The organism is Lysobacter sp. M15, from assembly GCF_022662515.1.
Lineage (GTDB): Bacteria > Pseudomonadota > Gammaproteobacteria > Xanthomonadales > Xanthomonadaceae > JAKPBU01.
Window position 1 is genome coordinate 163,125 of sequence record NZ_JAKPBV010000005.1, and the last position, 14,417, is coordinate 177,541.

At 64.3% G+C, this 14,417-nt stretch carries 11 protein-coding genes; 7 read left to right on the forward strand and 4 right to left on the reverse strand.

Annotated features, from left to right (window positions below; all coding sequences use genetic code 11):
* Positions 1-68 precede the first annotated feature (68 nt).
* Together MC380_RS04340 and MC380_RS04345 are read left to right on the forward strand one after the other, a co-directional pair.
* A complete protein-coding gene (locus MC380_RS04340; RefSeq protein ID WP_242103871.1) occupies positions 69-1,748 on the forward strand; it encodes an AarF/UbiB family protein in 1,680 nt (559 codons plus the stop codon).
* A gap of 144 nt (positions 1,749-1,892) precedes the next feature.
* Positions 1,893-2,411, forward strand: a complete 519-nt coding sequence (locus tag MC380_RS04345) for a hypothetical protein (protein ID WP_242163245.1) — start codon at positions 1,893-1,895, stop codon at positions 2,409-2,411.
* A 23-nt stretch (positions 2,412-2,434) separates the two neighbouring features.
* On the opposite strand, the gene MC380_RS04350 is transcribed toward MC380_RS04345, so the two are convergent.
* The 4 genes from MC380_RS04350 to MC380_RS04365 form a co-directional block, all read right to left on the reverse strand.
* The gene (locus tag MC380_RS04350) at positions 2,435-3,466 is read right to left on the reverse strand and encodes a LacI family DNA-binding transcriptional regulator (RefSeq protein ID WP_277929488.1); all 1,032 of its coding nucleotides are present in this window, start codon (positions 3,464-3,466) and stop codon (positions 2,435-2,437) included.
* 17 nt (positions 3,467-3,483) lie between these two features.
* A complete protein-coding gene (locus tag MC380_RS04355; protein WP_242163442.1) occupies positions 3,484-3,663 on the reverse strand; it encodes a hypothetical protein in 180 nt (59 codons plus the stop codon).
* 114 nt (positions 3,664-3,777) lie between these two features.
* Positions 3,778-6,360 (reverse strand): TonB-dependent receptor, encoded by a 2,583-nt coding sequence (locus MC380_RS04360; RefSeq protein ID WP_242163247.1) that lies wholly within the window; start codon positions 6,358-6,360, stop codon positions 3,778-3,780.
* Positions 6,361-6,495: 135 nt separating this feature from the next.
* On the reverse strand, positions 6,496-6,903 hold the full coding sequence (locus tag MC380_RS04365; protein ID WP_242163248.1) for a hypothetical protein: 408 nt from the start codon (positions 6,901-6,903) through the stop codon (positions 6,496-6,498).
* Between the two features lie 1,237 nt (positions 6,904-8,140).
* On the opposite strand from MC380_RS04365, the gene MC380_RS04370 reads away from it, so the two are divergent.
* The 5 genes from MC380_RS04370 (at position 8,141) to MC380_RS04390 (ending at position 14,374) form a co-directional block, all read left to right on the forward strand.
* Positions 8,141-10,861: a TonB-dependent receptor gene (locus tag MC380_RS04370; RefSeq protein ID WP_242103867.1), complete on the forward strand. Its 2,721-nt coding sequence runs from the start codon at positions 8,141-8,143 to the stop codon at positions 10,859-10,861.
* 77 nt (positions 10,862-10,938) lie between these two features.
* Positions 10,939-11,631 carry a PepSY domain-containing protein gene (locus MC380_RS17875; protein WP_277929858.1) on the forward strand — a complete coding sequence of 231 codons (693 nt, stop codon included), beginning with the start codon at positions 10,939-10,941 and terminating at the stop codon, positions 11,629-11,631.
* Positions 11,628-13,463 carry a 2Fe-2S iron-sulfur cluster-binding protein gene (locus MC380_RS17880; RefSeq protein ID WP_277929859.1) on the forward strand — a complete coding sequence of 612 codons (1,836 nt, stop codon included), beginning with the start codon at positions 11,628-11,630 and terminating at the stop codon, positions 13,461-13,463. Before MC380_RS17875 ends, MC380_RS17880 begins: the two co-directional genes overlap by 4 nt.
* Positions 13,464-13,690: 227 nt before the next feature.
* Positions 13,691-13,966: a DUF5676 family membrane protein gene (locus tag MC380_RS04385; RefSeq protein WP_242103864.1), complete on the forward strand. Its 276-nt coding sequence runs from the start codon at positions 13,691-13,693 to the stop codon at positions 13,964-13,966.
* A gap of 27 nt (positions 13,967-13,993) precedes the next feature.
* Positions 13,994-14,374, forward strand: a complete 381-nt coding sequence (locus MC380_RS04390; protein ID WP_242103863.1) for a hypothetical protein — start codon at positions 13,994-13,996, stop codon at positions 14,372-14,374.
* The last annotated feature ends 43 nt before the right edge of the window (positions 14,375-14,417 follow it).

A 14,417-nucleotide genomic window follows, 5' to 3' on the forward strand; every position in this document is an offset into this window, starting at 1 on the left:
AGATCGAGCGCTGCGGGTGTCGGGGTGCGCGACGCCCGATCCACCTTGCGCTGTGAGGGCTGATCGTCATGTGGGACACGCTGATCGCGACTCATGATGCAGGCCGGGTCCAGGCCATCGCGGCCATCCTCGTGCGTCATGGCTTTGGCGACCTGGTACAGCGGCTCGGCCTGACCCGCGCGCTGGCGCGGGCGGGCACCTTTCTGCCGCTGGAGCGCATCGAGGAGCTGGCCGCCCTGCCGAGCCGCGTGCGCGTGCGCCGTGCGCTGGAGGAAATGGGTCCGTGCTTCGTCAAACTGGGCCAGGTGCTGGCCACGCGGGTCGACCTGTTCCCGCCGGACTGGATCGCCGAGTTCAGCCGCCTCCAGAATGCGGTTCCGCCGGTGCCGTTCGATGCCATCTGCTCCGAAATGTGCGCAGCACTGGGCGTCGCTCCCGAAGCCGCATTCGGTTCCATCGACCCGGTCCCCCTGGCGGCCGCGTCGATCGCACAGGTGCACCGCGCCCGCCTGCACGATGGGCGTGAAGTCGTAGCCAAGGTGCGCCGTCCTGGCATCCGCCCGGTCATCGAAGCCGACCTGCGCCTGCTGCAGTACGTGGCCAGGAAGATCGAGTCCCGCCTTCCCGATCTGCGCCGGTTCCATCCGGTCGGCATCGTGAGCCAGTTCAGGACCTCGCTGATGCGCGAGCTGGACCTCGCCGCCGAATGCCGTCACGCCGAGCGAATCGCCGCCAGCTTCGTCGGCGAGCCCCGCCTCGTCGTTCCGGCCGTCTACTGGCCGTACACGAGCGAACGCATGAACGTGCAGGACTTCGTCGACGGCATTCCCGTCGCCGATCTCCAGGCGCTGGCGGCCGCCGGCATCGACCGGGTGCAGGTCGCGCGCTCAGGGGCGCAGCTGGTCCTGAAGATGGTGCTTTCGGATGGCTTCTTTCATGCCGATCCGCATCCCGGCAACGTGTTCGTGCTTGGCGACGGGCGCATCGCCCTGATCGACTACGGAATGATCGGCCGGCTGTCGCCGACGCGCCGCGCCGAAGTGGTGAATCTGATGTTCGGACTGGTCGAACGCGACCCGGGCCGCGTCACCGAGATCCTGCTCGACTGGACCGAGCGACCGGATGTCGACGAAACCCAGCTGGCAGTCGATATCGATGCGTTCGTCGACCGCTACCACGGGATACCGCTCGGCGAACTGGATCTGGCTGGGATGCTGCTGGAGGTCACGACACTGCTGCGCTCCCATCGGCTTGCCCTTCCGGCCGACCTTGCGTTGCTGATCAAGACCTGCCTCACGCTCGATGGCCTGGGCCGCAGCCTCGATCCGGGCTTCGACATGGCGCGGCAGGCCCGGCCATTCCTGCGCCGCGCCATCGCGGCCCAGTACAGTCCGCGCGCGGTGGCCATGCGGAGTGCGCGCGCCATGACCGATACCGTGCGCCTGATGGCGGCGTTGCCGGGCGAACTGCGGCGGTTGCTGCGGGCGGTGCGGGGTGGAGGAGCGCGCCTGCACGTGCAGGTGGAGGAACTGGACGATTTCAGCCGCCAGGTCAGCCACTCCGCGAACCGGCTGGCGGGCAGCATGGTGATCGCGGCGCTGATCGTGGGCTCGTCGATCGTGATCACGGTGTCGGGTGGACCGACCCTGCTGGGCTTGCCGTTCTTCGGGCTGCTGGGCTTCGTCGGGGCTTCATTACTCGGGCTCTGGCTGCTGTGGTCGATATTCCGCAGCGGCGGTGGACGTTAACGAACGCGCCTTCCACAGGACTGGTCGACCCGACACTCCCGGACCGTGGGCGCCGGCGCGATGCCATGCCCTTGATCCTGGTCAATATGCCCAGCCGACTCGATGCATAGGCTGTGCCGGCCTTCCCTCGAAGAGGAGCCTCGCATGTCCAGCGTCCATATCATCGTGGCCGCGGCAATGCTTGCCGCGAGCCTGGCGGCGGCTGCACATCAGCAGCAGCCCGCGGTCACCGCGGAACCCGAACCCGCCTCCGAAGCCGAACAGCGCGCCGAGATGCGCCGGGAAGTCGACGAAGCCGTACGCGCCATCGAAGCCTATTCCACGGCCCGGCGCGACCAGGCGGTGCGGCGCGCACGCTCGGCAACCGATCGCATGGACCAGCGCATTCGCCGCTACCGCGCGGAATGGCTGGCGGAAGCCGAAGCCGTGAAAACAAAAAGGCAGATCGAGCGTGATCGCTCGATGGCAAGGGTGACCGAACGTCGCGCAGCGCTCGAAGAGCGCTACCGGGAACTGCAGAAGGCCAACGCGCAGGCCTGGGAGCGCGCCCGGGACCGGTTCGTAAACGCATATCGCGCGTTGGCAGATGCACTGCGCGAAGCCTCGGACGAACCAGAGGCCGAGGAAGAAGCGAAGAAGGATTCCTCCCGCGAGGAAGACTGACTGCAGTACCCGGTCAAGCCAGATCACGCATGCGGGGTGCTATCCCGTTCGGTCAGCAGCACGGGCACGATCACCGATCGCCGCGGCATCGACGGCGCGGCTGCACGCTGCAAAATGAGCTCGGCCACCTGACGCCCGCGCGCACGCGGGTCGGCATCCAACGTGGTCAGTGGGGGCATGCCGACCGCGGCTTCGGGAATGTTGTCGAAACCGGTGACGGCGAAGTCGACGCCCGGGCGGCGACCTAGGCGGGTTAGTCCCAGCATCAGACCCAACGCCACCGCGTCGTTGTAGCAGACGGCCGCGGTCGGTGCCGGATCCATGGCGAACAATGCATCGGCGTGCGCGTTGGCCTCGAGGAGGGTCGGCGCGGTTTCGATCATCAGGCGCTGATCGACCGCGATGCCGGCTCCGCTCAGCGCATCCTGGTATCCCAGCCGGCGCTCGCGGCAGGAACTGGAATCGGCGTGGCCACCATAAAAGGCGATACGACGGTGTCCCAGTTCCAGCAGCCGCGTGGTCGCCGCACGCGCGCCAGCGCGATTGTCGAGGCCAAGGAAGTCGTACTCGAAACCCGGAACCGGCGGCCCGGTCAGCTCGCGGTTGAAGACCAGCAGCGGCGCATGGCGGCCGATCGCCAGTTCCACGTCGGCGACATCGCTGTTCTCGGCCGGCGACAGGATGATCCCGGCCGGATGGTGCTCCATCATCGAAGCAAGCACCTGGCGCTGCCGCTCGGGCGACTCGTTGCTGCTCCCAAGCAGGGTGACATAGCCCTTCGCGCCGAGCGCCTCATCGACGCCGGCGGCAAACTCCGCGAAGAACGGATTCGACAGATCGTTGATGACCAGTGCCACCGTGGTGGACACACGCTGGCGCAGGTTGGCGGCAGCGCGGTTGTAGACGTAGCTCTGACGCCGCATTTCCGCCTCGACCCGGCGGCGCGTTTCCGCATGCACCAGCGGACTACGGCGCAGCACCAGCGACACGGTCGCGCGCGAGACTCCACAAGCCCGTGCGATGTCGGTCAGGGTGACCCTGCGCTGTTTTTCCAAGGCGTCACCAATCCGACTTAGATCGATAAAACCTTGATATCGTGCGACAAACCCGACGGGCCTGCAAGTTCGTGCCGTGTGTTCGCTGCATGGCGCACTGGCGTCCTGTGTGATGCAAACCAGCGATCCTGGCGACTGCGTTCGCTGAGCGCGCCGCCGTTGCAAATCGCCAGGCCGGCGGCGTTGCGAATGGCCATGCCCAGGTCCGGATCATCGGCTGGACCGTGCCGGCCGTCGTCGATCCAATGCGCTGTTGCGTTGAAAAAAGAGGCGGGCCATCGGGGAGGGAGCGATGGCCCGCCAATACCACATCAGAACTTGAAGGTGAGCGCCACCTGGTAGTTGCGTCCGCTCTTGTACAGGCCGAGCGGGGTGCGCTTCTGGGTGTCGTACCAGTAGTAGGTTTCGTCGAGCAGGTTGGTGGCGCTGAAGGTAACCCCAAGCAGATCGTTGATCTGGTAGCCGGCGATCAGGTCGAGCTGCTTGTATGCATCAGCGAACACGGTGGATTGCTGGCGTCCGATCTGGTTGAAGTACTCCGAACGATAGCTGTAGTTAAGCCGCACGTTGAATGGACCTTTTTCGAAGTACGGCGTCAGCGTATAGGCGTTCTTCGAGACGTAAGGCAGGAACAGATCGGTGCTGGTGCTGGTATCGGTATACGTGTAGTTGGCATTGATGCCAAAACCGTTGTCGAACGCTTGTTGGTAGATCAGCGCAACGCCGGTGGCAGTGGCATCGGCGACGTTGATCGGACGGCTGATGGAATAGACGCCCGACACGCCGGAGATCGGATTGGTCAACTGCTGTTCCGTGGTGTTGGTCACGACGTAGTTGGTGATGTCGCGACGGAACACCTCCGCGGCGAGCATGCTGCTCGGGGCGAAGTACCACTCGAACGCCAGGTCGTAGTTGGTGGCCTCGTAGGGTTTCAGGTCGACGTTGCCGCCGCCGCCGGTGAAGTTCTGGTCGTTGAGGTCCAGAGTCCCGGCCAATTGGCCGTAGCGCGGGCGGGCCATCACCTTGGCGGCGGAGAAGCGCGCCACCATGTCGTCGTTCAGCTCGTAAGCCAGATTGAAGCTGGGCAGCGGCTTGTAGTAGCTGCGATTGGCCAGCGCCTGATCGTAGCCGCCCGAGCCGTTACTGACCCAGTACAACGACTTGTCCGACGTGTCGACATAGCGTACGCCCAGGTTGCCGCGCCACTTGCCCGACTCGAAGTTCGCCTGGGCATACAGCGCGGTGGTGATTTCCTTGACCGAGAACGAAGGGCCGTAGTTGTAGTTGAAAGCACCTTCCGGGAGCGAATTGAAGTAGGCGATTGCCTTGGCCAGATCGGCCGTCGTCCAATCCGTCAAGTCTCCGCTGGCTCCCAGGCCGTCGTAGAGCCCGCCCGGCGACATACCGCCGGCAATCTCGGTGAGGTTGAGGGGTGAGGTCACAAACACCGCGTTACCGCGCGAAGACACGCTGTTGTCGTGGTTGGTGTACTTGTAGCCCATCTGGATCTTGTTGATGGGACCCCATGCCACGTCTTTCGCGGCATCGAACTGGAAGTAGCGTTCCTTGTCGCGGCTGGTCTCGTAATACTTGCCGCCGTACTGCTCGTTTGTTACACCCGGGATCAGCCCCCAGTTGGAAGCATCGTTGTTGTCGTAGTTGACGATGGTGTGCTTGGCGTCGTACTCGAAGTCGAATCCGCCGCTGAGCAGCAGCGTCTTCATCAGGTACTCGGGATCCTTGCCGCCCTTGGCGCTGGTCGTGCCCGCCTGGGTGGTGAACACCCAGTTGTCGCCGTAGAAGTCGTGGCGCAGGTTCAGGCTCTTGGTCTCGACTTCGCTCTTGCGCAGGTTGAAATCGTGCTGTGCATAGGCGTCGCCGTCGACATCGGCGGCGATCACGTAGCCGTCTTCGATGGTGGCACTGGTGATCTGGCTCAGGCTGCAGGCCGGGCAGACGTAGCGCGCCTGGCTGAAGTTGTCGTACTTGCCCTTGACATAGATGCCGGTCAGGTTGAACTCGTTGCGATCATTGGGCTTCCACTGCAACGCGGTCTGCAGGCCGTCGCGTTCGCGATCCTGCTGGAAGTAGGAACTGCTGATGCCGACCGGCAGCTTGGCAGCTGCGGGATCGCCTTCGCCGGTGATCGTGGCGGTTGCAGGCAATCCGGTGACGTAGCCCCAATACTCGATGCCGGCGCGAGAAATGCTCTGCTTGTCGTGGGTCGCGGACACCAGGAAGCCGAAGTCCTCGGCGTCGTTCTTCCAGCTCCACAGCACCGATCCACGCGGATTGCCGTCTTCCGAGCGGTCGTTGTAGTTGTAGCCGACCGAACCGCGGACGGTGTTCTTGGGCAGCTCCAGCGGCTTGCGGGTGTGCACGATCACGGTGCCACCGATCGAGCCTTCATCGATGCGGGCTTCGGGCGTCTTGTACACCTCCATCAGGCCGATGATTTCCGGCGAGAGCAGGGTGTAGTTGAAGGTACGGCCGCTGGTATCGGTGGGATTGCCGCCCCAGTCGCCGGAGGCGATGGTTTGTCCGTTGACCAGCACCCGGTTGAGCGCCGGGTCGGTACCGTTGATGCTGACTTTCTCGCCTTCGCCGAACTGGCGGTCGACCGTAACGCCAGGCAGGTGCGACAGCGATTCGGCAGCATTGGTGTCAGGGAACTTGCCGATGTCTTCGGCGCTGATCGCGTCGACGATGGCATTGGCCGTGCGCTTGACCGCCTGGCTCTTTTCCAGGGAAACGCGATACCCGGTAACGGTGACGGTATCCAACTGGGTGGCCTGATCGTCTGAGCTGGGCTCCTGGCCGGCATCCTGTGCGTGGGCGCTGAACGAGATGCAGGCGACGATGGCCACCGATAATGCGGACTTGCGGTACTTCATGCCACTCTCCCGATCGATCTGTTGGTTGCTGCGGTGGTTGTGTTGTTGCCGAGCCGTTGTTGCTCCATGAGTTCCACCCCCAGCGCCGGACGCGCCCCTCCGTGTCCATGTATTGCAGTCGCAAAAACTCTTTCCCTAGTCCGGATACCCGTGTGCTGCGCCGGCCCTAGGCAATCCGTGTTCGAGCAGAGGCGCGGGAATGCGCTCCAGCGGCGCACGCACCGGTTGCGTGTCGAGGTGGAGCGCGACGAAGTCGCGGTTCTGCGGCTGGATGTCGCTCCGCGGGATATGGGGCGGCGTCATGTCGCCGGCCACGCTGTTGAGCAAGCCGCGGGACATTCCGGGTGGTTGCGCGTTCAAGCGTGTCGCCGCCGACCCGCGTTCGTCGCGGCGGTTCGAGCGGGCCTTGTCGAGGGGGAGGGCAGCCGCTGTGGCCACGGCTTCGAAATCATTGATCAGGCGCGGGTCGGCAAACCCGCAGTGGTCGCGGGGCTCAGGAATTGCCGCCCGCGGCAGGTTGGTGGCGATGGCCGTGACGGCCATTGCAACACCGCCTACTCCCCGCGGGAGGGGAGTGCCGTTCACCCGCAAACCCGTTGCGGCTGGACCGACCATTGCGAACACACTTTTTCCATGCTCCGCATCCGCCGTGGCGACCGAAATGCACCACCTGGATCGAGTTTGGATCGATCTAAACTAGCGTGTCAATGGTCTGACCAATAATTGTGGTAAACGGGGCCGAATTATCACCATTGATGCCCATTCATATTTCGCAACTGCCATATTATGGCGTTCAATGCGTTCTTTAACGCGTCTTGTATCGTTCCAATGGAACAAAGGTCTGATGTTTTAGCGCCAAAGTTCGTAGGGAGGGACGAAGAGGAGGGGCCGGAGGGGTCAGAAATCAGAGCCACGAACCCTCGTAGCCCACGGCGGCAGAGCCGAGCTACTGCCGAATCCCTGGCGATGCTGGAATTCGCATGGCCAACTCATCGCCGCCGCTTGCATCGCAATTGGCGGGGCCCGCTTTAGCCGAGCTGAGAGGCCAGGGCCAAGCTCCGCTAGAACTTGCTGGCTCTGGCAGGGCGCATGACGCTTCCCAAGCGGAGGAGAGGCACGCGAGATCCTGGCGGCTCGTCGCGGCTCCTCGCCGCAAATGATGAGAACAACCGACATCGCCGGCGATCAACGGCGTCATCGCGAGTTGACACCATCTTCACGCGCGTGTTAACTCGGCTGGTCCCCTGAAGGACCGCTCCCCCAAGCGATGATGAAGCGCAAACCCCGGTTTCTGTGGCGGTGGTGTCTGGTGTTGGCCGTATTGGTCAACACCGTGGCGCCCGTCTGGGCCGGTGCCGCGATGGCTGCCGAGCTGCTTCAGGACATAAGCCAGCAGGCAACGTCCGCGGGGGATGACCCGGCGTCTGGTGGAAAAGCAGGGTGTGCATCCGACGCGCAGCCGCCTGGGAGCGAAAGTCGTTCCGGACATGACGGCTGCGATTGCGGGTCGACCGGCGCCTGCACATGCCCATGCGCCTTCTCGGTCAAGTTGATCGATGTCAGGGTGGAGTTTGCCGCCCGCCATCTGCTCTCGACGGTCCCCGCCCGGGCCGCCTGGGAATCTGCCGACCCCGGCCCTCGAACTTCGGTCTTCCGACCTCCGATCGCGTGATCTGACGCGCGGACGCGCTACTGCGTCCTTTCTTGCCGTCTGCCCGGGCCTGGCTCACTCCGCCCCGGCGGCCGCCGTCATCGATTTCACGCTCTCCGGGGTATTCGCATGTCCACTACACGCCATCCGCTTGCGTCCGCCATCAGCGCCTTGTTGCTGGTCGGGCTGAACTCGGGCGCCAACGCCCAAACCACACCGGAGTCGCCGGCCCCGTCCGAACCAACCGAACTGGGGACGATCACCGTCACCGGCAGCCATATCAAACGCGCCGCGATTTCCGGCGTCGGCCCGGTCACGGTCATCGACAGGGAAACCATCGAACGGTCCGGAGCGACCTCGGTCGAGACGCTGCTGCAGCGGATCCCGGCCTCGGCCGGCTTCGCGGGCAACCAGACGAATGCCTACTGGGCCGAAAACGGTTATGGCACGACCCAGGTCAACCTGCGCGGCCTGGGCATCAACCGCACCCTGGTCCTGCTCAACGGGCGCCGCGTGGTCAATGGCGGCACCGGGGCCAACAGTTCAGTCGACCTCAACATCATCCCGATCGCCATGGTCGAGCGCATCGAGGTCCTGAAGGACGGTGCCTCCGCCATCTACGGCGCCGATGCGGTCGCCGGCGTGGTCAACCTCATCACCAAGCGCAACTTCGACGGGGTCGAAGCTTCGGTGCGCTACGGCCAAACGTTCGAAGGCGATGGCGAGGAGAAGTCCGCCGACCTGACCTGGGGCACGACCGGGGAGGCCGGATCCCTGATGGCCGGCATCAGCTATTCGGAAACCGGCACCGTCAACATGGCCGACCGGGCGGCATGCGGGCTCGGTGAGAGCGAGGGCGAGCTGGTTTGTTTCGGCAGCTCCTCCACGATCGGCGGACGTGCCGTGCTGCCCGATGGCACCTCCATCAATTTCAACCAGGACCCCAATGGGGATGGCGATTTCTACGAGCCGTACTCATCGGCCAGGCACAACTTCAACTCCAATCCGTACCTCAATGCGGTCAATCCGATCAAGCGGGTGAGCTTCAACGCGTTCGGCAACCTCAACGTGAGCGAGAACGTGTCGGCGTTCGCCGAGCTGATGTACACGCACCGCGAATCCGACCAGATCGCGACGCCGGGGACACTGGGCATCTATCGCCCGATCCTGATCTCGGCCGATCACCCGACCAATCCCACGGGCGAGGACTTGCTGCTGCAACGCCGCCGGCTGCTGGAGGGCGGCGTGCGCGAGTTCTACCAGGAAACGGATACCTCGCGTCTGGTGCTGGGGCTCAACGGCCGGCTCGGCATGAACTGGGACTGGAACGTCGCCTTCAACGTGGGTCGCAACACGGGCATCGACGGTTCCACTAACGTGGCCAACCTAGACCGGGTCGAACAGACGTTGGACACGTCGGTCTGCAGCAACGCGTCGGGCGCGGCGATTCCGTGCGCCGACTATCTCGGTTACGGCGATGTCAGTCAGGCAGTCCTGGACTACATCATGTTCACCAGTCGCGACACGGGCGGCAACTCGCAGGAAAGCTTCACCGCGAACCTGAGCGGAGACCTGTTCGAACTGCCGGCCGGCCCGGTGGGCATGGCCACCGGGATCGAGGTGCGCAAGGAGGAGGGCTGGCGCGATCCGGACCCCCTGACGGTCGCGAGCATTGCCAATACCAATCAGCAGGACCCGATCGCGGGTGAGTACCTGGCCAAGGAAGCCTTTGTCGAGTTCGCGGTACCGCTGCTCGCCGACACCTTCCTGGCCCAGTCGCTCACTTTGAACGCCGCGGGGCGCTATTCGGATTACGACCTGTTCGGCAGCGACACCAACTACAAGATCGGCCTGGACTGGCAGGTCGTGCCTTCGTTGAAGATCCGCGCCAACTACGCCACTGCCTTTCGCATCCCGAACATCCCGGAGCTCTTCGGTGGGGTCGCCGAGGGCAACCTGACGACGACCGACCCGTGCAGCGGCTGGAGCAGCCAGCCTTCCACCTCGGTGATTTACCAGAACTGCCAGGCCTCCGGGGTGCCGGTCGGCTATGTCCAGCTCGGCAACACGATCCTGACCACGGTCGGCGGCAATCCCGACCTCGAGCCGGAGGACGCAAGGACGCTGACCATCGGTGCGGTCTGGACGCCCGAGTTCGTGTCCGGCCTGACGCTTACGCTGGACTACTTCAAGATCGACATCGACAACGCCATCCAGCGCATCGACGGCTCGACCAAGCTGTCGGTGTGCTACGACACGCCGGGGCTGGCGCACGAGTTCTGCAGCAGCGAGACGTTTACCCGCAATCCTCTGACCGGCGAAGTCGATTTCCTGTCCTCGCAGCCGGTCAATGCGGCAACCGAGCGCGTCTCGGGCGTGGATCTGGGCGTGTTGTACGAGTTCGGCCTGGCCGACTGGAGAAACACGCTGGCCTGGGATGTGTCCTATCTCAACAACTACGACGTGCGTCCGTTCGACGGCGCCGACGAGATCCAATACGCCGGCAAGATCACCGGCGGGCGGGGCAGCTATGCGCAGTGGCGATCTTTCGCGTCGTTGACCACCGAACGCGGCCCGTGGTCGGGCACCTACAGCGTCCAGTACATCGGCCGCGCCGACGACATCAATGCGGCCGAGGGCGACATCGGCGACCATGCGCCCAGCCTGACTTATCACAATGCGCAGGCGAAGTACGCCTTCGGCGAACAGGCTGAAATCGCGGTCGGTGTCGACAATCTGTGGGACAAACAAGCGCCGTTCATCCAGAGCTGGACCGATGCCAACACCGACACGATGACCTACGACCTGCTGGGTCGCCGCTGGAACGTCAAGCTCACCTATCGCTGGTAGGGCATGAGCAAGCAACGTCCCGGCGATGTGCCGGGACGTCTTCCGGCAGTGGTGATCCCTCGCAGGAGTATCCGGCAATGAAACCCGCGTTCTGGGCGCGCAAGGCCCACAAATGGATCGGACTGGTGATTGGCGTGCAGGCGCTGCTGTGGATGTGCAGCGGTCTGTACATGACCAGCATCTCGATCGACGTGATCCATGGCGATCACCTGGCGCATGTCGAAGAGGAGCCGCTCGCACCAGCCCATATCCGCGTCACGCCCGGCGAACTCAAGGAGCGCTTTGACGGGGTCCGGCATTTCCGTCTCAAGCGATTCCTTTCGCAGCCGGTCTATGAGGTTCATCACCGGGGCGGCATTGCCCTGGTCGATGCCGTGAGCGGAAAACCGCTCAACCCACTACCGGAAGCCAGCATCCGGCAGGCAGCGCTGGCGCTGTACCAGGGCAAGGCACCGGTGCAATCGATGTCGCTGCTCAGGCAGGCGCCGCAGGAGGTCGCGACTCGCCCGGTGCCGCTGTGGCAGGTCCGGTTCGCGGACCGGGGCGAGACCACGCTGTATCTCTCCCCTGAGACCGGTGAGTTGTTGGCCAAACGCCACAGCCTGTGGCGCTGGTTCGACTTCCTGTGGATGTTCCACATCATGGATTACGAAGCACGCACCGATGTCAACAACACGCTGTTGCGTGTATCGGCCGCGGTCGGCTTGCTGTTCGCGCTCAGCGGCGTCTGGTTGCTGTTCTACAGCTTCAGCAAACGGAGGCCTGCATGACGCCGTGGCTGCGCAAGCTGCACAAGTGGGTCGGGTTGCTGATCGCCCTGCAGTTCGTGATCTGGGTCGGCAGCGGCCTGGTCATGAGCCTGCTCGATCACGAGACGGTGCAGGGCGATACCTTCCGGAACGGCGATGCTGCACCACCGCCGGCATGGCCTGCCGACGCGGTGTCCACGGCCAGCGTGCTTGCCTCGGCATCGGCGCCCGTGCACAACATCGAAAGCGCATGGCTGGACCGACGACCGGTCTACCGTCTGCAGGGCGAAACCGCCATCTGGCTGGTCGACGCCCTGACCGGGCGCCCGGTGTCGGTATCGGCACCTGTGTCGCTGGCGATCGCGGCGCGGGACTACGTCGGTCCGGGACGCCCTGGACAACCGGAACTGATGCCCGAGCCGGATCTGGAAACCCGGGAACATGCCGGGCCGGCGTGGCGGGTGCCGTTTGCCGACGAGCAGGCGACCACGTTGTATATCTCGGCGCAGGACGGTCGCATCCTGGAACGCCGTAACGACGCATGGCGGCTGTTCGATGTGGTCTGGATGCTGCACATCATGGATTACACCGGCCGAAAGAACTTCAACAATCCGCTGGTGATCACGATGGCAGTAGGCGGCGTCTGGATGGCGCTGACCGGATTATGGTTGCTGTTCGCCAGCTTCCACTGGAACGAATTCGTGCCCGCCCGTTGGCGACCGATGCGCGAAGTCGGCGTGTATGCACCCGACGGTACCCGCTTGCGCTCGGTGTCGGCTGCGGCGGGCGACAGTGTTTTCGTTGCGCTGGGGCGCCACGGATTGCATCTGCCGTCCAATTGCGGAGGGGGACAGAGTTGTGGGCTGTGCCAGGTGCGGTTCCGTGGACATGCGCCGGCACCGACCAGCGCGGATCGCGCCCATGTGGATGCCTCGAGACTCAAACAGGGCTATCGCCTGGCCTGCAATCTGCAGGTCCGCGAGGACATGCAGATCGATGTACCGGGCGGCGCGGCACTGTGGGCGGAGCAATCGGGTACGGTGGAGCGGGTGACCGCGCTCACTCCCTTTCTGCGCGAGTTCGTCATCAAGCCGGATGCGGCGCCTGTCGAAGGTTTCCGGCCGGGTTGCTATGTCCAGGTGCATGTCCCGTCCTTCGACCTGAGCCGGCAAGACCTGGACCATCCGGAGCATCATCGGAAGGACTGGCAGGCGCTCGATCTTCCGCAACGTTTCGGTTCCAAGGAGGCTGTCCGGCGGTCGTACTCGCTGGCGATGCCGATGGAGCAGGCGGATGGGCGGATCACGCTGCTCACCCGTTTCAGTCCGGGGCGCCAGCACAGCAAGCGGCAGCCGCCTGGCAAGGGATCGTCCTACCTGTACTCGCGAAAGACTGGCGATCGGATCCGCTTCAGTGGCCCCTTTGGCGAGTTCGCATTGAAGCCGGGCGACGCGGAGAAGGTTTTCATCGGCGGCGGCGCTGGCATGGCGCCGCTCCGAGCGATGATCCACGCATTGCTCGACACAGGCGCGCACGAGCGCATTCACTACTGGTATGGCGCACGCAATCTGCGCGAAGCCCCGTACCTGGTCGAGATGGAGCACCTCGCCCAACGCCACACCAACTTCAGCTGGCACCTGGTCCTGTCGGAAGAAGCAGAGCGGGGTGGGGCGCTGATGCGTGGTCTGGTGCATGAGGCCGCGCACGACACGCTGCTGCGCTCACATCCGGATCTGCAGGCCTGCGAGTTCTATGTCTGCGGACCACCGGGCATGCTGGCCGCGACCCGGAAGATGCTCGCGGCCCTGGGAGTTGCGAATGACCGGATCGCTTTCGACGACTTCAAGATCTGAAGCCTGGGAAGAACTCCGGAGTCGGGCGTTGCTTGTTCTCCGGACGATCTGGGCTTGTGGAGGAGTGGACGCATGACGGCGTGCCCCGGCGGGGCCAGCGACGAATTCCCCGGTTTGTGCCGCCTGTTTGATCCTGATCAAAGCAGTAAGTGGATCAGCTGTTACACAGTATGCCGCGGTACTAGGTTTACGGACGCACTCCGGGCTTCGTGCGCAGGAGGATCGACATGCCACAGCTCACACCCCTTCGCACCGGCGCGGCGTTCGCGCTGACCGTTGCGGTCCTCTATCTCGCCTGCTTCCTGCTGATGCTGCTGGCACCAGGCGTGGTGCTCGCGGTCTTTTCGACATGGGTACACGGCCTCAATCTCGAACCGCTGACCACCAATCCGCCGCCACTCGACATCGGCCGGGCCCTGCTGGGACTGCTGCTGATCTCCGGATATGCCTTCATTGCGGGCCTGGTCTATGGGTTCGCGCGCCGCTGGCTTGCACCCCGCTGAGCTCTGACCAGGAGTAGCATCGCCTTCATGAACCGGCGTGCCCGCCAGCGCTTCAAGGTCGCCTTGGCGATGGTCTTCTGCCTGCTGTTCCAGCAGGCGGCGCTGGCTGCGTATCTGTGCCCGCTGCAGCAGATGCCCGCCGAAACCTCCGCCATGGCCCAGCATTGCGCGGAAATGGGCATGGCGCAGGCCCAGGACAATCCGGCGCTGTGCCAGAAGCATTGCGCGCCCGACGTTTTGGTCCCAGCCGACCACGCTTCGCCTGTCGTGCCGGCCTTGGCGCTGGCGCCGCTGACGCACGCGCTTGTTCTGGCGCAGCCGATCTCGCATGTCACCGTACAGGCCGAGGTGCCCCATGCGCCCTCGGATCCACCACCGCGGCTGCGATTCTGCAGCCTGTTGATCTAGACCTCCGAACGACATTTTCCAGGACCGCGCCGGCGATACGCCG

Bases quoted from the DNA above. Each gene is read 5' to 3' on its own strand.
- MC380_RS04340 (WP_242103871.1), top strand. From the start codon at position 69: ATGTGGGACACGCTGATCGCGACTCATGATGCAGGCCGGGTCCAGGCC.
- MC380_RS04345 (WP_242163245.1), top strand. From the start codon at position 1,893: ATGTCCAGCGTCCATATCATCGTGGCCGCGGCAATGCTTGCCGCGAGC.
- MC380_RS04355 (WP_242163442.1), bottom strand. From the start codon at position 3,663: ATGGCCATTCGCAACGCCGCCGGCCTGGCGATTTGCAACGGCGGCGCG.
- MC380_RS04360 (WP_242163247.1), bottom strand. From the start codon at position 6,360: ATGAAGTACCGCAAGTCCGCATTATCGGTGGCCATCGTCGCCTGCATC.
- MC380_RS04365 (WP_242163248.1), bottom strand. From the start codon at position 6,903: ATGGCCGTCACGGCCATCGCCACCAACCTGCCGCGGGCGGCAATTCCT.
- MC380_RS04370 (WP_242103867.1), top strand. From the start codon at position 8,141: ATGTCCACTACACGCCATCCGCTTGCGTCCGCCATCAGCGCCTTGTTG.
- MC380_RS17875 (WP_277929858.1), top strand. From the start codon at position 10,939: ATGAAACCCGCGTTCTGGGCGCGCAAGGCCCACAAATGGATCGGACTG.
- MC380_RS17880 (WP_277929859.1), top strand. From the start codon at position 11,628: ATGACGCCGTGGCTGCGCAAGCTGCACAAGTGGGTCGGGTTGCTGATC.
- MC380_RS04385 (WP_242103864.1), top strand. From the start codon at position 13,691: ATGCCACAGCTCACACCCCTTCGCACCGGCGCGGCGTTCGCGCTGACC.
- MC380_RS04390 (WP_242103863.1), top strand. From the start codon at position 13,994: ATGAACCGGCGTGCCCGCCAGCGCTTCAAGGTCGCCTTGGCGATGGTC.